The following is a 22,981-nucleotide window of genomic DNA, read 5'->3' as shown; positions in this document are numbered from 1 at the left end:
ACCGTTTATTTCACCGGTAATCCTTTCTCCCAATTACTATTTTGTTGCGTACAGAAACCAGCGTTTATTTCATCAGCTGGGATGGGGAACACGAACTTGGCTATGTCGAAGGGCTTGAACCCTGTCATCTGGATAGTTAACCCCATGCGGCGTGCGTCATAAAATCGGTGTCCTTCACCTGCAAATTCACGAATGCGTTCTTTGGCTATGAATGCCAGTATCTCGTCACGTGTTGCCGGAAGTTGATCGGATGATGTGATGCTAAGGTCACGTTTAGCGGTATAGTACAGATAGTTCTGTGCTTCAGGAATATTATTGTTTCGTGCCTCCACTTCGGCGATGATGAGACTCATCTCTGACTTGCGGAAAACCGGAATATTGCTTGTTGCAGCTGAAGTAGGCAGACCTATATATTTGCTGGTTGTCATTCCGCCACCGTTCTGAGGTACTATTAGTCCGAGACGTATGTCTTCGGCATTATATAAAGCAGTAGTTGAGTTGGCAATGGTTGCACGGTACGAACCATATAATGTATTCAGCGAATTGGCTGAAAGATTATCGGCTTCTGTCTTGGCAATAGTGAACATATCTTCGTCATTGATGGCGAGAGAGGACCACATGGAAAGATAGATTTCGTTGGAAGGAACTTTGTCGGAACCTGTTCCGTTTCCCTTGCCTTTGAGGGCGATGGCTTGCTTGGCAGCAGCTTCTGCTGTGGCATAATCACCCATAGACATTGCTACACGTGCTTTTAATGCCTGTATACCCATGGCACCCATATAGAAGGCATTGGGTGCACTGATGTTACCATCTGCTAATGCTTCATTCAAGATGGTTTCAGCATTGGTCACATCAGAAAGAATCAATTCGTATGTCTGTCCTACTGTAGAACGGTCTATCTTCTCAAATTCTTTGATAGGTGTATCTTTTACCAATGGTAAACCGAGGTTGTCCACTCCTTCCTGATACGGATAAGCAAAGAGGTTTACCAGATAATAATTAGCCAAGGCTTTTAAAGCATGGCATTGTGCCATATAAGATTTTATTTTCGCCACATCTTCTTCTGTGAGATGTAAAGCTGTATTTGCCAAAACTTCTTTGGCTCCTTGAATGGTACGCGTACAACGGTCTATCACCTTGAAACCATAATTCCAAGCGTCATCTAATTCGGCGTCAGTATCCGAAACGATCCAAGCACTTTGGTTGTAAAAGTGTCCTGTACTTCGGTTGCCTACGCTCACTCCGGCGGAAAAGTCACCGTATGCTATTGCGTAATTACCTAGGAAACGGTAGGTTCCGGCTGCATAGTAGGCACCGTTCAAACCATTTTCAACATCCTGAACCGATTTGTAGGCTTCATCTGTCGGTATCTGTTGGTAGTTCTCGGTATCAAAGTCGCAAGAGGCTAAGCCGAGCGTTAAAACCGAGAGCAGGAATAGTTTATATATCTTTTTCATATTCTTCAATGTTTAATCTGTAAATGTTTAGAATCCTAAAGTTACACCGAACATAACACTCATAGGGAGCGGGTAGTTCCACCATTGTACACCGTTAGCGCCGATGCCAGATGGATCAAAACCACGATAGTTGCTGGCACAGAATGTGTACACGTTTTCTGCATTGGCGAATATGCGACAATTGCGGATGAAACTCTTGCCCAGCAATGATTGGGGCAATGTATAGCCTAAGCTCAAGGAACGTATTTTCAGGTAATCGCCGTCCATGAGGAAGCGGGAGGACGCACTATTCTCATAACCGCCATCGGTAGTAAGGCGAGGAACATCGGTGATGTCTCCCGGTTTCTGCCAACGGTTGTCGTAGACGTATTGCGTGAAGTTCTGATAGAAAGAGCCGCCGACTTGTTCGTCATAACGCAAGTTGCTTCCATATATTTTAGCCCCCAGTGAATAGTTCAATTGAATAGCTAAATCAATTCCTTTCCATTTCAATGTGGTGCTTAACGAACCGGCGAAGTCCGGGTTAGGACTGCCCAAGTAACGCTTGGCCGCACTTCCATAACTTTTCGTGGTTTCATCTCCGGTAGCATTCAAATACCACATTGCTTCGCCAGTTTGAGGATCAACGCCTGCGTATTCTTTCATGTAATACTGGTAGATAGGGTATCCTACTTCGGTAGTCTGAATACTACCTTCGATGGGATTATCGGTACTCAGCTTCACCACCTTATTCTTATTATATGAACCGGTAAGAGTTACGTCCCATTGCCAATCCTGGCTTTGTATTACCTGAGCTGTGATGGCTGCTTCGAAACCTTGATTAGAGAGTTGACCGATATTCTTGTAATACGAAGTCAAACCGGTTGTCATTGATATGGGCACGGCAAATACCATGTCTCGTGTCTGATGATTGTAATAGTCTACTTCGATACCGATACGGTCGAATAAACGGATATCAAGGCCTACATTGAATTTATCAGTCTGCTCCCATTTCAAGTCGGGATTACCGAACTGTTCATGTGCACTGCCCGGCAGGTTGTTATAATTATGACCGAAACCAAACATGTTGCGTGAAGCATACCATGAGTTGCCTACTTCCTGATTACCTGAAGTACCATAACTGGCCCGAACCGTAAGATTAGTGAGCCAACCGTGTGTACCTTCCATAAATTTTTCTGCTGAAAGACGATACTTGGCACCTACCGACCAGAAGGGAGCCCAACGATGATTGCTTCCGAAACGTGAAGAACCGTCGTAGCGGAAACTTGCCGAAGCATAGTATTTGCTTTCATAATCGTATTGCGCATTGGCAAAGAAAGAAGCTAATACCAAGTCATATTTGGAAGTTGAGGCACTTCCCGGCACAGCTGCGTTGCTTACTTCGTTCAAGTAGTCTACCGGGTAGTTGGAGGCTGCTAGGTAGGCTTCTTTCTTATGAGTCTTCTGTCCTTCCTGCCCGATAAGGAAGTTCACATTATGCTTGTCATTGAATGTATTGATATAATTCAACGTATTGGTGATACTTAGCTGGAGATTGGTAGTATAGCTATCTTCACCCATACCACGCATTTCCTTTCCTTGTGGTTGAAGGAATGACCAGTAACCGAATTCATCTACCATCAGGAAATCTATGCTGGCACGTGTTAACCAGAAAAGTTTCTTGGTAAAGTTCAGTTGAACGAATGGGGATAATGAACCACGATATTGTTTGGCGGTACTCTTGTCACCATTTTTACTGCGTTGCGCTACCGGGTTGTAACCGGCATAGCTGGTATCCCAGTTCCAATCACCATTTTGGTCACGAACGGGTGTCAAAGGGTTCATCATGTATGCCATAGTCACGGGATCGGAAAAGTAACCACCGCCGGCACCCATATTCGTTTTGATATAAGCAAGATTAGTATTGAATCCATACTTTACAAAACTAGTAGGTGCATGTTCCAAATTAAAGCGGAACGTATAGCGATCCAAGTCTTTACCTATAACGATAGCATCTTCACTCATATAGTTCAGTGACAAATAGTACTTAGGTGAATTTTCGGTTGCACCGCCGGCGCTGATATCGAAACCATATTCTTGCATGAGTCCCGTACGGGTTACTTCTTTCAACCAATTGGTATCATAACCGTATTTCTCGGCATTGGTGATCCACCCACCGGTATACCAGTCGTAAAAATCTTTAGCACCTTCCAAGGTATAGGGAAGTCCCAGTCCATTGGCTTCATTGTAATAACCGAATGTAGAACCATCTCCATAATCATCATATGCATTCAATAATGCCTCTGTGGCAAGTTCTATGTTCTTTGATGCATCCAATAATTTATAGCTTTTTGGAAATGCCGGCATAGTCTCGAAGCCTAATTTTGCAGTGAAATTAATTTGAGGTTTGCCACTTTTACCTTTCTTGGTTGTGATTACGATAACTCCATTGGCAGCACGAGCACCGTAGATAGAGGTAGCTGTAGCGTCTTTTAATACCGTTATGCTTTCGATATCATTGGCATTGAGTGAGGCGAGGGGAGACACTTCCTGTCCTTCGTCAGAGCGTATACCTATGGCATCGGCAAAGTAGGGTACACCATCTACAACGTAGAGCGGTTGTGTACCCGAATTTAATGAGTTACGTCCACGTACAAAGATGTTTGCGGGTGCTCCGGGTTGTCCCGAACTGATGTTCATTTGTAAACCCGGCACAGCACCTTCCAGCGATTTGATAGGGTTAGCGTCGTTTTTTGTATCTATCTGGCTGCTGCTGATGGTAGTGGCAGCACCTGTAAAAGCAGCTTTCTTGGTAACTCCGTAGCCCGTAATCACAACTTCATCTAAAAGTTCTGAGTCTGGCTGCAATGATATATGCATCGTACCGGGCTTAATTGCCATTTTAATACTCTGCATACCAATATAGGAAATTTGCAGGGTTTTTGCTGTGGAAGGTAAGTGCTGGATTGTAAACTTACCATCTATATCGGTAATTGTACCTTGTGAAGTACCTTCAACTAATACCGATGCTCCTACTACAGGCTCACCGTCTTCGGCGGAAGTCACCACTCCCGTCACCGAGGCCGTTTGAGCTGTTACAAGACCGATGCTCACGTAGAGCCAAGTCAGGAATAACATTAATTTTCTTTTCATAATCAGGTCTCTCTTAAAATTAAACTAATTGCATATAAATTTGATCTATTATAACAGACGTGTTGTGAAAATGTTTTCGTTTGTGAAAGGGATTTATAGGTTAAATGTAATTTTGTCACTGTAATAAGCGACATTTAGTTAAAAATGAAATCATCATCGATAATTCGTGTCATTATGTAAACCTTTCGATAAGTGGATTGTTAATGGCGCATACAATAATTAACTCTAAAGTTGACTTTACATAAATGGTTTCTTTATTCTTTTAAATGAAGAAACATAATGGGGCACCTTCGTGAGAAGTTGCCCCATTGCTAACTAACTGGCACTAGGCGGTCTATCTTAGGAAGCTGGACATTCTACCGGTTATGATACATTATGGCTTTTTTTTTACATATAGTTTTTAACTATATTATCATCTTCTGCTTCAATTATCAATTTTATTTCATATCTTTGCCTCGTATAACAAAAAGCATTGGTCATGGAAACTGAAAAAATGTCAGAGGATTACCGTCCGCTTATTCTTGTAGCGGAAGATGATGAAAGTAATTTTAAGTTGATAAAAGCTATCATTGGTAAGAAATGCGAGATATTGTGGGCTAAGAATGGTGAAGAAATAGTCACTTTGTTCAAGGAAAACCGTGGAAAGGCGGAAGCTATCCTGATGGATATAAAGATGCCTATAATGAATGGACTTGATGCTACAGTACTAATTCGAAAAGAAGAAAAAAAACTGCCTATTATAATGCAGACCGCTTATGCTTTTACTGCTGATCGCGAAAAAGCTATGGAGTGTGGAGCTAGTGAAGTGTTAGTGAAACCTATTACGTTGACTGCTTTGCGTACTTGTTTAAGTCGTTATTTGCCAAATTTAGTTTGGTAACAAACAAAACATCAATAAATAAAAAAAATGTAGGGCAGTCTCTCATGAGGCTGCCCTACATTTATCTCTTTGATCTTTCTACTAAGTAATCTTGGGTTTTTGCCATCGCATTGGCAAAGTCTTGCCATCCAGTTGGCAAAGGTTTGCCACTTCGATGGCAAAGAGTGTGCATTTAATAACCGTTATGAACCAGATGTGTCGGCTGATCCCATTTTCTTCTTTACGAATTCAATCTTTAAATTGGCTTCTTCTATATTCTTATTAATTTCTGTTATTGATGAAAGTAATTGTGCCAGTTCGTAGACGCTTGCCAATGCTTGGCGGTCAGCTGGTGTCATGGTCGTAGAATAGGGATGTTCGCCAAGATAGTTTACTTTAATATTTTTATCCTTATTCAGATTGATGAATGCCATTACATTACCATCTTCCCCTAATTTAAAATCGGCTTTTTCTATTTTCTCGCCAAGGTCGGTGGTTTCATAGCTGTCTTTAGATGCGGGAGTTTCTGCAAAACTGCCATCGGGAGCAATTACTTTAACGGCTATATGATGGATGTTACGGGGACCGCAATAAATGGAAGTCATACTCATTTCACCTTTTTCATTTACCTGAAAACGAAGGAAAGAGCGATGCAGGTTCTTTTCTATTACTTGAGAAGGATGTAGATAATTGCCTATTTTTTGATACTCAGCATCTTTTTCGAAAGTGAACTTGTTTTTGATGGCATCGAACTCCTTCTGCTTGGTTTGAAGCATACTGTCAAGGTAAACCAAGCTTTTTTCCTGTTCCTGTAACTCCACTTCCTGCATCAAGCCAATTCCTGCACGACGGGTTTCGAATGCCTTGGGATATAGTATTTTGATACTGTCTATCAGTATCTTTGCTTCATTGTAATTACCCTGTTCAAAAGCAATACGGGCGGCCTGGAGCTTCTCCCCAGCTTTCTTCTCTACGTCTTCGCAAGAAAAGAGCATGCAACTTATGCATGCAAAGATTATCAGCTTCTTCATATTTATTGTTCTATTGTTAGTGTGGACAAAGATAGTATAAACCGAGAGTAAAATAAAAAATAATATCTGTATCTTTGCACGCTCAAAATGATTTATTGACAAATGATAGAGTTGACGGTAGAAGAACTGAAAGAACGATTTAGTGATGACATATTCAAACGAATATCTGAAACGGCGGATGATTTAGGATTAGAATGTTATGTGGTCGGAGGCTATGTACGCGATATTTTCCTTCAGCGCCCTTCCAAGGATATTGATGTAGTAGTGGTGGGCAGCGGTATTGCAATGGCTGAAGCATTGGGTAAACGTTTGGGACGTGGTGCACATGTTTCTGTTTTTAAGAATTTCGGTACAGCACAATTGAAGTATCGCGGTACGGAAGTGGAATTTGTAGGTGCCCGAAAAGAATCATATACGCACGATTCCCGCAAACCAATTGTGGAAGATGGAACTTTGGAAGACGATCAGAATCGTCGTGACTTTACCATTAATGCTTTGGCAGTTTGTCTGAATCAATCCCGTTATGGCGAACTGGTCGATCCGTTTGGTGGGATGGAAGATATGAAAGAAAAGACGATTCGTACTCCACTTGATCCGGATATCACTTTTAGTGACGATCCGCTACGCATGATGCGTTGTATACGTTTTGCTACCCAATTGAACTTTTATATAGATGATACCACTTTTGAGTCTTTGTGTCGCAATCGTGAACGTATCTCCATAATATCTAAGGAACGCATAGCAGATGAATTGAATAAGATTCTTCTATCACCAGTTCCTTCCAAAGGATTTATAGATTTGGATCGTAGTGGTTTGCTGGAGCTTATTTTTCCCGAATTGATAGCTTTGCAGGGAGTGGAAACACGTAACGGGCGGGCACATAAGGATAATTTTTATCATACGCTTCAAGTACTTGATAATATCAGCAAAATGACTGACAACGTTTGGTTACGTTGGTCGGCACTTCTGCATGACATTGCCAAACCGGTGACAAAGCGTTGGGAACCTCGTGCCGGATGGACCTTCCATAATCATAACTTTATCGGTGAGAAGATGATACCGGATATTTTCCGCAGGATGAAGCTGCCTATGAATGAGAAGATGAAGTATGTGCAAAAGATGGTGAGTCTGCACATGCGTCCTATTGTGATTGCCGATGATGTAGTGACTGACTCAGCAGTTCGTCGTTTGCTTTTCGAGGCCGGTGATGACATAGACGACCTTATGACTTTGTGCGAGGCTGATATCACTTCCAAGAATATGGAACGTAAAAAACGTTTTCTGAATAACTTCCAACTAGTGCGTCAGAAGTTGAAAGACTTGGAGGAACGCGACCGTGTACGTAACTTCCAACCTCCTGTAAGCGGAGAAGAAATTATGAAAACATTTGGTTTGAGTCCGTGCCAACAGGTTGGTGCATTGAAGAGTGCTATAAAAGACGCTATTTTGGACGGCATAATCCCTAATGAATACGAGGCAGCACGTACCTTTATGTTACAACGAGCTGAAAAAATGGGACTGGAAGTGATATAATATTTGTCACTGAAAACCGTGAACGCCCTTTTTACTTCTTATCTATCTTTTTGAACGTCTTGATCTTTGATTTTATCTCCTTAGTGCAAGAAATGCTATTTCTGATAAAAAAATAGGAAATAGTTGCTGATGAGGTAGAAAATAAATGTTTATATTTGCAAATACTTAATAACATGTACAAATATAAACATTACTGGTTATGAATGAGATGAGATTGTGGACCGGTCCGGTTAAGGGCACCGCTTTGTTCTTTGCAGCGGCTTTTTTCTGTAGTCAGGCAATGGCGCAGATAGAAGTAAAAAGAAGTTTCCCTTCTGAAAAGCGTATTACAGCTTTTGATAACACTACGTTTTGTACAGCATTTCTGTCAAATGGCTCTTTGTTTACTTTGCGTGATATCCCTGTCGCAGATTTGCGTGATATCGACCAAATTGTGTTTAATCCTACAGGCAGTTCACTGGCTTTGTTGCGGGGAAAGAAAGAAATTTGTATCTATTCTTTCCGCGACCGTAACAAGAAAATGTTTGAGCTGAAGGAGAAACGTAAAGGATTGAAAGCAAGAAAAAATTTGAGTTTTGTATTGCCGGGTGAATCTGGAGCTGAACTGATGAAAGATGCCTCAAAGGGAGATCTTGTTTCCCTTGCCATGTGCTATGCTGCCGATGCACGTAATTTTATTGTATCCAATTCTCTAGGAGAAATCATTATTTATGATACTAAGGAATATATGCCGCAAGCATACATTCAAGGAAAGTCTCCGGCTACGAAGTTAGCTATGAGTCCGAACAACTATTTTATAGCTGCCGGAACGGGAAAGAATATCGATATCTGGAATTTCCAGACTAAGGAGTTGCGTAAAGCTATTCCTATGACTGGTAATGTGACCGGTATGGATTTCTCTGCCGATGCATCCTTACTAGCTGTGGTGACCGATGATGATCGGCTTACGATTCTTGATACAAAGAACTGGGAAAAAATAGATATTTTCGACAAGATTGGAAATAATTTATCTGCCCCCTCTTTCCATCCGGAAGGCAAATATGTAAGTGTAGTGAAAGATGGCAATGCTATTGTCGTTATGAACTTAAAAAATAGTGTGGTAGAACAAACATTGGATGAATCGACAGGCAGTGTAACAGGTAACCGCTTTTTCATGAACAAGCAGAATGGCGATGTCTTTATGCTTTCTAATCGTGCAAAAGGGCTGGTGTTTTGGGATGCAAATGGTTTGAACCCTTTCTTTGGTAAAATGATGAGCAAGGAAGTAGATGCTAAGATGAACGAATGGGTAAAGATGATGCAGGGTGAATCGATGGAAGACTATGCGATTCGTGTAAACGACGAAACTCGTTCGAAGCAGCAACAATTATTTGCTCAGGAAGTAGCTACAGCATTGGCTGGTGATCGTGTTTCTATTGACAATCCGTTTGTTGGTGATTACGATACTTCTAAGAATATGTTGAATATCGGCTTTGACAAATTGGGTAGTATTGCTTTGGAAGTGCCTGCTGGTGAAGTTGGAGATTTCAAGGATGGCAAGAATTTGAAATTCGCTAATGCTGTTTACGTATTGAATGACAAAGACGAATTTGAATTGGCTTACGTGGAGGTTCGTAATGAAACTACTAATAAGGTATATATCTACGATAACATCGGACGTACCAAACTGACTGCATTGGAAAATGATGCCAACTTTGTGCCATTGGAAGTAATGCAGCAAGCTAGTCGTGAAGAAGTTCAGTTGAAAGAAATCAAAGAAGCGGTTATCGAAGAGAAGAAGCAAGATAAGCTGATTACCGAGAATACCCAGATTGATGTGAAAACTGAAGTCGTTCCGGGAGTAGATGCTAATGGTAATAAAATTCTGAACTATAAGGTAGGCTATCAATACGAAGTTATAAACAAGGAATTTTCGGCTAAGGAAGACTTTCCATCAGGTGGCTATAACATAGAACGTTCTAATGCGGCCATGTCTTTGATGAAGATCATTAAGAATGCTTTTGAAGGTGATTTCTCTAAATATCTGTCTGAAGGCAAACAAGTAAAAGTGATAATTACCGGTTCGGCTGACGCCAGTCCTATTCGTGGAACTATTGCATACAACGGACAATATGGTGAATTTACCGATGAACCTTATTATAAAGATGGCAATCTGGACAATATCACGGTAACAAAAGCTTCCGGGATTACCAGCAACGAGCAATTGGCTTTGATGCGTGCCGCAGGTGTAAAAGATTATATTGCGAAGAGTGTCAATACGTTGGCTAATACGAAGAATGATTATGAATATCATGTGGAAGTAGCTAAAGAACGTGGTGGTGAGTTCCGTAAAATTAATGTAGAATTTGTAATCATGGATGCATTCCCGGTAAAATAACGATTACCGGATCATTGAAAAAACAGACTGGATATGAAGAAAATTTTCATACTGACAACCATTCTTTTGTTGGGAGTATTTGGAAAGGTGGCGGCACAAGATGCTGCCTCCGCTTCCAATCGTGCTAACCAGCAATATGTGCTTTTTGAAAGTGAACGTGACAAAGGAACGAATGTAAATGGCATGTATACTTACCTGCTGGATAGTTACACGCAGTTCATGAAGGTAGTAGAAGCATCGGATAACGGTCAGTATTTGAGTGGCGCCAAGAACCGTTTGCGTGCCATGTACCCTTATTTATTGAATGGTGCCGTGTACTATTCGGAACAGAAACAACCAGCTAAGGCACTTGATTTTGCTGCTGCCTATATTGAAATGCCGCAGTTGAAAATCTTCCGTAGTGAGCTGCTGCCTAAGGATAGCCGCTATGCCTCTGTGGTATATTATGCTGCTGTGTCTGCCTATAATCTGCAGAAGTATTCTCAGGCATTGAAGTATTTTGAAGAATACCTGAATACGGGTACGGATGCGCAGGAAAAGGATTGTTACGTGTATATGAATATGATTTATCAGGCACAGAAAAACTATGCCGAGCAAGAGAAGATACTGGAGAAGGCTTTTGCTAAATATCCGGTTTCCCTCGATTTCCTCTATAACTTGGTAAACGTACACATTGCTACGAATAATATGCCCAAGCTATTGAGTGCCATAGATCGTATTCTGGTGGTCGATCCCAATAATGATAAAGTGTTGCCCATCAAGGCACGCATCCTTGAACGCCAAGGTAAGAATGCGGAAGCGCTCGATATTTACAAACGCCTGTATGCCTTGTACCCTAATAACTTTGAATTGCTGACTGGTGTGGCACGTGCTAACTTTAATGTGGCAACGGAGATTGTGAACAATGGTGCCACGATAGCTAATGATACTGAGTATGCATTGGTACGTCAACGTGCTTCCGGTTATTTGTTGGATGCAAAAGATCTGTTCATGAAGATTTTGGAGAAAGAACCTGCTTCCAAAATGTATATGCAAGGATTAGCGGGAGTTTATCAGTATATGGATATGAAATCCGAATATGAAGTTTTGACGAAGATTATCTCTGACGGTGCCTCTTATACATCCTTCCCGTCCCGCCTGATGGCATATAACGATGCTTTGAAGAAGTCGCAAAACGTAACTCAGCAGCAAGAATCGGCTCCGGTGCCGGTAGAACCTGCACAGTTGGTAATTCAAGTGGATGAGTTTACAGATGGCAATTCCAATAAGGTGATTGATGCAGGCGAAAGCTTTGCTATACAATTCACCATTCAGAACAAGGGACAAGGAGATGCTTATAATCTTCGTCTCCGCCTATCCGAACAACAAGGGTATGATGAATACTTTGACGGCCCTCGTGAATTGGACGGTGGAAATATTCCGGCTGGAACATCCAAGAAATATACGTTCCGTTATCTGGTGAAAAAGGAAATGCCGACTGCTTTGGCAAAGATCAATATCTATGCTTTCGAAGCGAACGGTTTTGATGCAGATCCGGCTGAGTTGATTGTTAACACACAAGAATACGCTATGCCTCGCCTGCGGGTGGCAGACCATCAGTTCTTTGCTTCGGAGGGTTCTTCCATTACTTTGGGGAAGAATGGTAAGTTGACGGTTGCTTTACAGAATTTCGGTTCAAAGACTGCACGTAAGGTGAAGCTGAACTTTAAATTGCCGAACAATGTCTTTACTACCGATAGTCCTGAAATGACGATAGATAGTATTGCTCCGGGCGATGTAGCTACACTGGACTACGGCTTCTTGGTGAATAAACGTTTCGATGGTGACTCTATTGCTGTGATGGTAAACGTCAGTGAAGATAGTCATTCTACTTATTTGAGTGAAGCCTATAAGGTAAAGTTAGGTGATTATCTAACTTCCTCCAGTTCCATCCAGATTAATGGAAATCTGGCTGCACGTAAGGTAGCTGCCAAGGACTTCCAGATTGGCTTTAAGAGTGAGCTGATGGAAGATATTCCGGTGGGAGGAGTCAATCGCCATCGCTATGCTTTGGTGATAGGCAATGAAGATTATAGTATGACGGGTGCCAATGCCGAGATAAATGTACCGTATGCGGTGAACGACGCAATGGTATTCCGTGAATATTGCATACGTACATTCGGTGTGCCCGACGGGCAGATTAAGATAGTGCCCAATGCCACTGCCGGTATGATGCACGAGCAGCTCGATTGGTTGGTAAATATGGCGAGCACCGATCCGGAAGCTGAATTGATATTCTACTATTCCGGTCATGGTAATAATGATGAGGGTACCAAAGAACCTTATCTGCTTCCGGTAGATATCACAGGTAAGAATATCCGTTTAGGAATCTCGCTTGCCGATTTGTATAAGCGACTGGCAACTTATCCCATTAAAGGTGCATACGTATTCCTGGATGCTTGCTTTAGTGGTGGTTATAAGAGTGCGGCTCCTCTGCTTGCTCAGAAAGGAGTACGTGTGGTACCGAAGGTCGGTTTGCCTCAGGGACATACATTGAGTTTCTCGTCCAGTAGTGGTGACCAGACATCCAGTGTATATCATGACAAGAAGCAAGGTTACTATACTTACTTCCTGATTAAGGCAATTAAAGACGCCAAGGGTGATCTCACCATGAAGCAATTGTTTGAAAAGACCAATGCTGAGGTGAAGAAAGCTACAGCATTGATCGGCAAGATGCAAGAACCTCAATATATGGCTTCGCCTGTGTGGACGGAGTGGGAGGAGATTAAACTGAAAGCGCCGGTTGTACAGAAGAAGTAAGTTACAGAGTATATAATAAAAGAAGGGCAAGAACGGATTGAACTATCCGGCTTGCCCTTTTTTATTTGAGATGATATTACTTAATTTATTCTTCTGCCTGGAATTTGCGGCTCACTTTCATCAAGTTAGTAGTGTAAGTTACTACATTTTGTGCTTCCTGTATCATTGTCAGGTATACCATACTGACTTTTATGCTACCATTTTGAGTCTGTATGCGTTGCAACTCTTCGCGTTTCAGGTGGGCGAGTTGTCCGTTAAGTTCATTGGCTTTTCGTATTTCGGTTTCTAATCCTTCGTAATCGTTGTTCTCCAACTTACGGCGGCAAACCTGAAGCAGATACGAGATATCTTCTGTTACATCGGCAAATTCACCTTTCTGAATGGTATCGAGTGGTTTGAAGTTATTATCGATATGTTCCAGACATGGTTCACAAAGGCGTCCGACACTATATACCAATTCACTGGCAAAGTCATTACCCTGATAGTAATAAAGACCTTTCTCCAAAACTGTATTATTGTCGAGGCGACACATGGCAAGTGTTCCGGTGCGCTTCATCTGTTTGATGAGTTGCTTTTCGAATTTCACCGAACCCATGGCACGACGTAATCCACGAAGATTCTCATGCAAGAAGGAAGTGATGGTACGCTCGAAGTTTTCTTCCGTGAATTCCAGTACCTTCGTCAGTTCTTCACGTGTATGCTTGCGCAATAACTCTAGGACTTCATCATTATCGTTACTCAGCATCAGTTGCTTCAAAGTTTCATTACCTTTCTCTTTTTCTTTACGCTTCTTGTACATAACCTGGCTGCGTATCAGCATGAATATAGCCAAACCTATTAAGGCGATGATAGCAACTGTGCCTCCGAAGTGAATCAGCATAGCTACAAAGAAACAGATGGTGAAAGCGGCTCCGGCAGTGATAAACCAGCCACCGATAACACTGAGTACGCCGGTTATACGGAATACGGCAGAGTCACGTCCCCAGGCGCGGTCGGCAAGTGAGGTACCCATGGCAACCATGAAAGTGACGTATGTAGTTGAAAGAGGAAGTTTTAAAGAGGTACCTAATGCAATGAGCAAACCTGCTAGAACCAGGTTGACCGATGCACGAACCAAGTCGAAGGCTGCACCATCGGCAATGATAGCTTCATCTTTCTGGAAACGTTGGTTGATCCAGTGCTTGGTACGTTCGGGCGTTGCTTTGGAAATTCCGTTAGCCATGGTCATGCTAATACGTACGAGAGTACGAGCTATAGGGGTACTTCCGAAAGTCTCTTCACCTTCATCCTGACGGGAGAGATCAACAGAAGTTTTGATAACATTGTGTGCTTTTTTCGAAGTACAGAGGGCGTATACCATGATGGCACCCGCTCCGAACAAGAAATACCAAGGTGTTTTGGCAGGACCGAGCAGCGAATTCATCAGGAATCCATCGGCTCCGGCTGACATTCCGTTGGTGGTGTAATCTATGAAAGAAGAATATCCGGCGAGGGGTATACCGATGAAGTTCACCAAGTCATTGCCGGCAAAGGCAAGGGCAAGGGCAAAAGTACCCATAAGTACAACTACCTTAAAGATATTTATCTTCAGCCAATGTAGAATTTGCATCAATATGGTGAAGAATACAAAGAAACAAAGAATTAGTAATCCGGTATTGTCCTGAATCCAATGCTTGTTATCGGCGGTCATGAATGAACTATCCTTCAAGCCTTTTATCAACATAAAGTAGATGATAGAAGTAGCGGCGATACCACCAAAAAGTGCGATACTGTATTTCATCTTCTTTTTATAGTTGAAGGTGAATACGATACGAGCCAGCCATTGTACCAGCATACCGAAGAAGAATGCGATAGCTACGGAAACAAAGATTGCCATAATGACAGAAAGTGCTTTGTCTGTATTGATAAGGTCGCCGAGTCCTAATGCGTCGTTGTTATATACCTTAATGAGTGACAATGCGAAAGTACCACCCAACAGCTCGAATACCATTGAGACGGTGGTAGAGGTTGGCATACCCATTGTGTTAAATACATCCAGTAATACGACATCCGTCAACATCACAGCCAACAAGATGCACATAATTTCGGCGAAATAGAAATGTTCCGGCTGATAGATGCCGTGTCGTGCAATGTCCATCATACCGTTACTGAGAGCGGCACCTATAAAGATTCCGATACCTGCAATGAACAGGATGGTTTTAAAAGAAGCTGCCTTTGCTCCGACAGCCGATTGAAGAAAGTTCACCGCATCATTACTGACTCCTACCATGAGGTCGAACACCGCAAGTACGAACAGGAAGATTACGATTCCTAAGTAGATTGTTTCCATAAATATGTATTTTATTTCTGACTGCAAAGGAACGAAATGCGTATTGCAGGGAAGTGTCATACATATTACAGAAGTGTTACAATGTAGTTGAAAGTTGAAAGGGGAAAGTTGAAAGTTACTATGTAGCATAATAGCGCAGCCAACTTTCAACTTTCAACTTTCAACTCTCAACTTTTTTACGAGGTACTCGTAAAAACTATATTGTGAACGTACTTTTTCTTTTTGTGGTCGTGAGGATTTCCAACGGTTACGCAGATGATCGTCTACGAAACAAGCTTTCCGTTTATCGGATAGCTGGATAGATAGCATATCCGTCAGTTCTCCTTTTAGATCAGGATCTAATATAGGAGTGACCGCTTCGATACGACGGTATAGGTTACGGCGCATCCAGTCCGGTGAACCGAGAAATATCTTAGGATCACCATCATTACCGAAATACCATACGCGGGCATGTTCTAAGAATGTATCTACTATGCGGGTAATACGGATATTCTTGCTGTATGCTTGTCCGGGAATAAGGCAACAAATGCCACGGACAATCAAGTCTATTTCTACACCTGCCTGAGATGCTTCATAGAGGCGGTTTATCATAGCAGGATCTTGTAAAGCATTCATTTTTAAGATAATTCTACCACGTTTGCCTTTTTGTGCAAGCTCTATCTCATGATCTATAAGGCGGTTTAATTCCGGTATCAGATTGAAACGCGCTACTAACAAACGGTGGAACACCGGATTCTCTTTCCCTTGCAAGGTGCGGAATAGATTATGCAAATCATTAACAATAACAGGGTTGCAGGTGAATAGCCCACAATCTGCATAGAGAGTAGCTGTTTTTTCATTGAAGTTACCCGTACTGATGTACGCATAACTGGTCAGCTTATGTCCTTCTTTGTCACGGCGCAGGATAAGAGCTACTTTGGCATGAACTTTCAGCCCCGGTATACTATATATAATATTGATACCGGCTGCCTTCATCATTTCGGCAGTAGCAAGGTTGTTTTCTTCATCAAAGCGGGCTTTTAGTTCAACGAATACAGTGACCTTCTTCCCATTTTGGGCAGCAGCTATCAAAGTATTGATAACGGTTGAGTTTTCAGCTACTCGATATTGGGTTACCATGATTTCACGTACCGTAGGTTCGTGTACCGCTTCGTACAGAAAATGTATGAAGTGATCGAAGGAATGATAAGGATAATGCAGTAGTAAGTCTTTCTTCTCTACATAGCGGAAGATCGATTCGCGCTCATCCAGACACGTCAGTTTCATGGGCTGAGGTTTCTTGATGGGGCGTACTGTATGGTTAGGGTTAGGCAGATGACGCAAATCTTCCATATTGAGATGTTTGTCACCCGGCACTAACTCACGGCGGTCTATACGATAAGCATCTACCAGAAAATCAAGGAAGTCCTGAGGCATGGCACGGTCATATACAAAGCGGCAGACTGCACCGATCTTACGTTTCTTTACCTTCGTCTTCACCTGCTCAATTATTTCAGAAGTATTTGCGGCGTCATCTATAAGAATATCCGCGTCGCGTGAAATCTTGATGCAATAACTGCTATCCACCTCATAGCCAGGGAAGATGGTATCGATGTTGGCCTTGATGATATCTTCGATAAACATCAGATAATAATTCTTACCCATCTTAGGCAATGTGATAAATCGGGGTACTTTGCTATAAGGTAACTTCATCACAAAGTATTGGATACGGTTAGGAGAATCTGCCGGTACATCCTTTAAATACAGGCGTACGGCAAGGTATAGCCGATTGTCACGCAGAAATGAAATGACCTTATCTTTACTAACAGGCACAGGAGACAGATAGGGGAAGATTTCTTCTCTAAAGAAATTACGTAGGAACTCTTTGTGAAAAGGCTCCACATTGCGGCTTTGATAAAAGATGATATGATGTTTCCGCAATGCCGGTAATATCTTTTGTTCATAGATACGAATACGGTCTTCCATTTGGCGGTTGACTTCTTTATTGATGGCATCAACCAATTCGATGGCAGATTGTACAGACTCTTCATCACTCTGGGCAGCGCCGGTTGCAACTGCTTTATGGTCTGCTACTCTAATCTTGTAGAATTCTTCTAAATTAGATGAATATATAGAAATGAAGTTGATTCGTTCATAGAGTGGTAGCGTGTCGTCTTCTGCTTCCAACAGAACCCGGTAATTGAACGACAACCAACTGATATCACGTTTGAAATATCTGTTTTCCATATTGCTAAGGCTAATGATTTCCCAAATATAGTTACCTTTGCAGATATAAACAATAGAAAGATGACAAAAGTTGGTTTATTATCGGATACGCACGCTTATTGGGACGAGAAGTACCTGCAATATTTTGAATCGTGCGATGAAATCTGGCATGCCGGAGATATCGGTTCATTGGAAGTGGCGCAGAAGTTAGCGGTATTCCGTCCTTTTCGTGCGGTATATGGTAATATTGACGGACAAGATATTCGCCAACTTTATCCGCAGACTCTGCGCTTCACAGTAGATGGGGCAGAAGTATTGATGAAGCATATCGGTGGTTATCCGGGTAAATATGATCCCTCTATTCAAGGCAGCATTCTGGTACATCCACCCAAATTGTTTATCAGCGGACATTCTCATATATTAAAGGTGAAATATGATAAGACGCTGGATATGCTCCATATCAATCCCGGAGCAGCAGGCATCTCCGGATTCCATCAGGTGCGCACAATGGTTCGCTTTGTTATTGAAGATGGAGCATTCAAAGATCTTGAAGTGATAGAATTAGCCGGATAATTTTGTCAAGTCTCTTTTTTTTCTGATATTTGCACTTTGAATAGCAACGAGAGCCGTGGGGCGTGGTCCTCCTTCTTATTTTATTCTCTATTTGTATAACGAAAAAAGAACTGAATATGAAAGGAATTATTTTGGCTGGTGGCAGCGCCACTCGTCTCTATCCGTTGTCTAAGGCTATCTCTAAGCAGATAATGCCTGTTTATGACAAACCCATGATTTACTACCCGCTCTCTACTCTGATGCTGGCGGGAATCCGTGAAGTACTAATCATTTCTACCCCTCGTGATTTACCTATGTTCCGCGAATTATTGGGAACCGGTGAAGAACTTGGAATGTCTTTCTCCTATAAAATACAAGAGAATCCTAACGGACTGGCGCAAGCATTTGTGTTGGGAGCTGAGTTCTTGGAAGGCGGACCGGGTTGCCTTATCTTAGGTGACAATATGTTCTATGGTCAAGGCTTTTCTGCCATGTTGAAGCGTGCAGCTTCGATAGATAAAGGCGCTTGCATCTTTGGCTACTATGTAAAAGATCCCCGTGCCTACGGTGTAGTAGAGTTTGACGATAATGGAAAAGCCATTTCTCTCGAAGAAAAACCGATACAACCCAAAAGCAACTATGCGGTACCCGGCCTTTATTTTTACGACTCTACCGTAACTGCCAAAGCTGCTGCCTTGAAGCCTTCTGCTCGTGGTGAATATGAGATTACCGACCTCAACCGTCTCTATCTGGATGAAGATACGCTGAAAGTTGAAATCTTCGGTCGTGGTTTTGCATGGCTTGATACCGGTAACTGTGATAGTCTGCTCGAAGCCAGCAACTTCGTAGCTACCATACAAAACCGTCAAGGTTTCCGTGTAAGCTGCATCGAAGAAATAGCTTGGCGCAAAGGTTGGATCGACATAGACCAACTCTATCATCTCGGCGAACAACTCGGCAAAACCGAGTACGGCAAATATCTGATGGAACTTGCCGACTCTCGTCGCTAATCCGAATATAAAACAATTAACTTATAACTTATGAAGACTTATCTTGTGACTGGTGCTGCCGGTTTTATCGGTGCCAATTATATAAAGTATATTCTTGCTAAGCACGCTGATATCAAAGTGGTGGTATTGGATGCTTTGACATATGCCGGAAATTTAGGAACGATTGCCAAAGACATTGACAATGAACGTTGTTTCTTTGTGAAAGGTGACATTTGCGACCGTGAGCTTGCCGATGAATTATTCGCTAAATACAAATTTGACTATGTAGTGAACTTCGCTGCCGAGAGCCATGTGGACCGTAGTATTGAGAATCCGCAACTATTCTTGGTTACGAATATTCTTGGTACTCAGAACCTGCTGGATGCCGCTCGTCGTGCGTGGGTTACGGGTAAGGATGAAAATGGTTATCCTACTTGGCGTGCAGGTGTGCGCTATCATCAAGTATCCACCGATGAAGTATATGGTTCATTGGGAGCCGAAGGCTATTTCACCGAACAAACTCCACTTTGTCCGCATAGCCCTTATAGCGCTTCCAAGACAAGTGCCGATATGGTGGTAATGGCTTATCACGATACCTACAAGATGCCGGTAACCCTTACCCGTTGTTCCAACAATTACGGGCCTTTCCATTTTCCCGAGAAACTGATTCCACTTATTATCAAGAATATCCTCGAAGGAAAGAATCTTCCTGTTTATGGTGACGGAAGCAACGTGCGCGACTGGTTGTACGTGGAAGATCATTGCAAAGCCATTGACTTGGTAGTTCGCAAAGGTACCGAAGGTGAAGTGTATAATGTGGGCGGCCATAATGAAAAGACTAATCTCGAAATTGTAAAGCTGACTATCGCTACTATTCGCCGTTTGATGGAGGAACAACCCCAATATCGCCAAGTACTGAAAAAGCAAATGAAAGGTGCTGACGGGCAAATAGCCATTGACTGGATAAACGAAGACTTGATTACCTTTGTGAAAGACCGTTTGGGACATGACCAACGTTATGCCATCGACCCCGCTAAGATAACCGAGGCTTTAGGCTGGTATCCCGAAACCAAGTTCGAGGTAGGTATCGTCAAGACTATCGAGTGGTATCTGAATAATCAAAACTGGGTAGAAGATGTAACCAGCGGTGATTATCAGAAGTACTACGAGAAGATGTATGGAGTGAAGAATTAAGCATGAAGAATTAAAGAATGAAAAGCTCTGTGTGCGGCTTCTATAGAATAATAGCCGCACTCAATAATAATCCCATAAGCAGCATATTGCGCGAAGTTTCGCCTAATATGCTGTTTAATTTTTTACCACTTTGTATTTTGCACATCCTTCGCCAGGTGCGCACATGGGCAAAGAGATAGAAGAAGGGGAGTAGAATGGTGGTTATATTCCAGTCCTTTACAAACCAAAGGCAGAGTAGGGTAGCAATAATGCCTAGTCCTAGATATAAATATCTTCCGAAAGGTTCACCAAAACGGACAATCAATGTATGTTTTCCGCTGAGGGTATCCTGCTCACGGTCACGGTAATTGTTCACTACCAATAAGGTATCAATTACCAATCCGCTGATAAGCGAAGCGATGATGACATCCGATGTGAGCGTGTAAGCTTGTACATAATAGGTGCCGCATACAGGAACGAAACCGAAGAATATCAGAACCAATAAATCTCCCCAACCTTGATAGGAGAGTATTGTGGTGTAGAGAAAGGCGAATATAACGCATGTAGCTCCTAATACAATTAACTCCCATCCTCCGTAAGGCAAGTCTCCCCAACATGCGTAAAGCAATCCGCAACCGATAACGCAGGAGAACAGTACTGTAATGCCGATACCCCATTTCATGGCTCCCGGAGTAATCCAGCCTTGTGCACAGGCACGTTCGGGACCAAGACGATCTTCGCGGTCGGTTCCTTTCAGATAATCATATAAATCATTTATGAAGTTAGCGGCAATCTGCATACCACATGCAAAGAGGAAGCAAAGCAAGGCAGGAACGACTTTGAACTCTTTGTCGGCAAGTGTCAGGGAAGTACCTATTAACACAGGTATAATAGCTCCGGTCAATGTCTTGGGACGTGCGGCAAGCAACCATGCATAGAGTGAATTTTGCTTAATCTCGTTCATATCTGTTTTAATAAGTATCAATAACTGACGGCAAAGATACTGAAAAATGCCTATCTTTGCACTTGCTTATGATAAAGAAGTTACTATACATATCTGTTCTTTTCCTGCTGCTCTTTTCTTCATGTAAGTCGAAGAGAAACCTCGTTTCGTCTATACCGCAGCTGGTTATGAAGTCAGATAGCACCTTGTTGGCAGATACCATCGGTTTGTCTTCCTCCCTTTCTCCTCTTCTCACTTTCGATCAGTCAGACTTGCGTAATATCAATCGTCGTCCGGTAAAACGTCAGCAGGCTAAGAAGCCGGAGCAGAAAATAGCGGTAAAACCTCCTAAAAAGATTGTACAGCGTGGAACGAAGATCAGTTCGCGTACAATTGATGTTTCTTCGGTTTATAAAGGTGTAGACCGTGTAAAGGTGTACGACTTCACCCATCGCGATGTGCCCGCTTCCTTTGAAGGATTCCGTATTGCCTTTGTTTCCGATCTTCATTATCAAAGTTTGCTGAAGGAGAAAGGTTTGAACGATCTTGTCCGTCTGCTCATAGCCCAACGTGCCGATGTTTTGTTGATAGGCGGCGATTTCCACGAAGGCTGCCAGTATGTGCCGCCTGTTATGGCTGCTCTTGCCAAAGTTAAAACACCGATGGGTACGTATGCCGTACTTGGAAACAATGATTATGAAGCTTGTTATGATGATATTGTGAAAGAGATGAACCGCTACGGCATGCATCTCCTGGAACATAAAGTAGATACTTTGAAGCGGGGTGGTGAGGAAATCCTGATAGCAGGAGTGCGTAATCCTTTTGATTTGGCAAAGAATGGCAAGTCGCCAACACTTGGTTTGTCGCCCGACGATTTTGTGATCCTCCTGACGCATACTCCCGATTATGCCGAAGATGTTCCTATTACTAATACCGACTTGGTACTTGCCGGTCATACTCATGGCGGGCAGGTTACGTTATTCGGACTGTACGCTCCTATCGTTCCTTCACACTACGGGCAACGGTTTCTGAGAGGACTGAAATATAACTCGAAATATACGCCTATGATCATTACAAATGGTATAGGTACATCCAATAAGAACATCCGTTTGTTTGCTCCTGCCGAAGTGGTGGTGATTGTACTGCATCAGTTGAAAGACTGATTGCTGTGAACTTTCCTCTGATTTTGTTGTAATAGTTACTATTCAGGTGTTATATTTTCTTTTTCATGAATTATCCAAATAAGTAAGTTTTTATTTGGCTAATTGAATGTATATTCGTATTTTGTCTTCGTATAAAGATAGCGTATGCAAGACGTCACTGATATCCACTCCATGCTTTCCTTCTTATTAAAGAAGGTCGAGGAGCAGTCTTCAGTCATTGATAGATTAGAAGCGGAGAATAAAGAGCTTCGCGACCGTCTTTCCCGCCTGAATCCTCCCCGCAAGGATAGTCACAACAGTAATCTTCCTCCTTCCAAAGAACTTCCATCGAGCGAATTCATCCGTAAGACCAAAAGTTTACGTAAGTCCTCTTCTTCCCGTGGTGGTCAGCAAGGACATGAGGGATACAATCTTGACTTCCTTGCTCCCGATGCCATAG

Annotated in this window: 14 protein-coding genes and 1 pseudogene; 9 read left to right on the top strand and 6 right to left on the bottom strand. The window is 42.4% G+C overall.

Features of this window, described 5'->3' with window-relative positions; genetic code table 11:
- Positions 1-5: 5 nt before the first annotated feature.
- Complete coding sequence (locus Q1W14_RS10980; protein ID WP_300701445.1) at positions 6-1,457, bottom strand: RagB/SusD family nutrient uptake outer membrane protein; 1,452 nt, start codon at positions 1,455-1,457, stop codon at positions 6-8.
- A gap of 27 nt (positions 1,458-1,484) precedes the next feature.
- Positions 1,485-4,589 carry a TonB-dependent receptor gene (locus Q1W14_RS10975; protein WP_300701444.1) on the bottom strand — a complete coding sequence of 1,035 codons (3,105 nt, stop codon included), beginning with the start codon at positions 4,587-4,589 and terminating at the stop codon, positions 1,485-1,487.
- 478 nt (positions 4,590-5,067) lie between these two features.
- Between Q1W14_RS10975 and Q1W14_RS10970 the strand changes: the two genes are divergently transcribed.
- The gene (locus Q1W14_RS10970; protein WP_300701443.1) at positions 5,068-5,469 is read left to right on the top strand and encodes a response regulator; all 402 of its coding nucleotides are present in this window, start codon (positions 5,068-5,070) and stop codon (positions 5,467-5,469) included.
- 182 nt (positions 5,470-5,651) lie between these two features.
- Here Q1W14_RS10970 and Q1W14_RS10965 read toward each other — a convergent pair whose 3' ends face one another.
- On the bottom strand, positions 5,652-6,479 hold the full coding sequence (locus Q1W14_RS10965; protein ID WP_300701442.1) for a hypothetical protein: 828 nt from the start codon (positions 6,477-6,479) through the stop codon (positions 5,652-5,654).
- Between the two features lie 102 nt (positions 6,480-6,581).
- Here Q1W14_RS10965 and Q1W14_RS10960 point away from each other — a divergent pair, with 102 nt between their 5' ends.
- From Q1W14_RS10960 to Q1W14_RS10950, 3 genes are all read left to right on the top strand, one after another.
- The gene (locus Q1W14_RS10960) at positions 6,582-8,012 is read left to right on the top strand and encodes an HD domain-containing protein (RefSeq protein WP_300701441.1); all 1,431 of its coding nucleotides are present in this window, start codon (positions 6,582-6,584) and stop codon (positions 8,010-8,012) included.
- Between the two features lie 199 nt (positions 8,013-8,211).
- On the top strand, positions 8,212-10,389 hold the full coding sequence (locus Q1W14_RS10955; RefSeq protein ID WP_300701440.1) for a WD40 repeat domain-containing protein: 2,178 nt from the start codon (positions 8,212-8,214) through the stop codon (positions 10,387-10,389).
- 33 nt (positions 10,390-10,422) lie between these two features.
- On the top strand, positions 10,423-13,188 hold the full coding sequence (locus Q1W14_RS10950) for a caspase family protein (protein ID WP_300701439.1): 2,766 nt from the start codon (positions 10,423-10,425) through the stop codon (positions 13,186-13,188).
- A gap of 85 nt (positions 13,189-13,273) precedes the next feature.
- On the opposite strand, the gene Q1W14_RS10945 is transcribed toward Q1W14_RS10950, so the two are convergent.
- Both Q1W14_RS10945 and Q1W14_RS10940 read right to left on the bottom strand, forming a co-directional pair.
- Positions 13,274-15,517: an inorganic phosphate transporter gene (locus tag Q1W14_RS10945; protein WP_300701438.1), complete on the bottom strand. Its 2,244-nt coding sequence runs from the start codon at positions 15,515-15,517 to the stop codon at positions 13,274-13,276.
- A 153-nt stretch (positions 15,518-15,670) separates the two neighbouring features.
- Positions 15,671-17,743 carry an RNA degradosome polyphosphate kinase gene (locus Q1W14_RS10940; RefSeq protein WP_300701437.1) on the bottom strand — a complete coding sequence of 691 codons (2,073 nt, stop codon included), beginning with the start codon at positions 17,741-17,743 and terminating at the stop codon, positions 15,671-15,673.
- 60 nt (positions 17,744-17,803) lie between these two features.
- Here Q1W14_RS10940 and Q1W14_RS10935 point away from each other — a divergent pair, with 60 nt between their 5' ends.
- The 3 genes from Q1W14_RS10935 to rfbB all read left to right on the top strand — a co-directional run bounded on the left by Q1W14_RS10935 (position 17,804) and on the right by rfbB (position 20,457).
- A complete protein-coding gene (locus tag Q1W14_RS10935) occupies positions 17,804-18,295 on the top strand; it encodes a metallophosphoesterase family protein (RefSeq protein WP_300701436.1) in 492 nt (163 codons plus the stop codon).
- 116 nt (positions 18,296-18,411) lie between these two features.
- A complete protein-coding gene (gene rfbA, locus Q1W14_RS10930; RefSeq protein ID WP_300701435.1) occupies positions 18,412-19,284 on the top strand; it encodes a glucose-1-phosphate thymidylyltransferase RfbA in 873 nt (290 codons plus the stop codon).
- 30 nt (positions 19,285-19,314) lie between these two features.
- Complete coding sequence (gene rfbB / locus Q1W14_RS10925) at positions 19,315-20,457, top strand: dTDP-glucose 4,6-dehydratase (RefSeq protein ID WP_300701434.1); 1,143 nt, start codon at positions 19,315-19,317, stop codon at positions 20,455-20,457.
- Between the two features lie 40 nt (positions 20,458-20,497).
- Here the strand turns inward: rfbB and menA are convergent, their stop codons facing one another.
- On the bottom strand, positions 20,498-21,400 hold the full coding sequence (gene menA, locus Q1W14_RS10920; RefSeq protein ID WP_300701433.1) for a 1,4-dihydroxy-2-naphthoate octaprenyltransferase: 903 nt from the start codon (positions 21,398-21,400) through the stop codon (positions 20,498-20,500).
- 71 nt (positions 21,401-21,471) lie between these two features.
- Between menA and Q1W14_RS10915 the strand changes: the two genes are divergently transcribed.
- Together Q1W14_RS10915 and Q1W14_RS10910 are read left to right on the top strand one after the other, a co-directional pair.
- Positions 21,472-22,542: a metallophosphoesterase gene (locus Q1W14_RS10915; RefSeq protein WP_300701757.1), complete on the top strand. Its 1,071-nt coding sequence runs from the start codon at positions 21,472-21,474 to the stop codon at positions 22,540-22,542.
- A 144-nt stretch (positions 22,543-22,686) separates the two neighbouring features.
- Positions 22,687-22,981 (top strand): annotated as a pseudogene (locus tag Q1W14_RS10910) (DUF6444 domain-containing protein); the annotation flags it as partial.

This window comes from Bacteroides sp., from assembly GCF_030151085.1.
Lineage (GTDB): Bacteria > Bacteroidota > Bacteroidia > Bacteroidales > Bacteroidaceae > Bacteroides.
The sequence above is the reverse complement of the archived record's forward strand: the minus strand, read 5'-3'. Positions and strand labels throughout refer to the sequence as shown.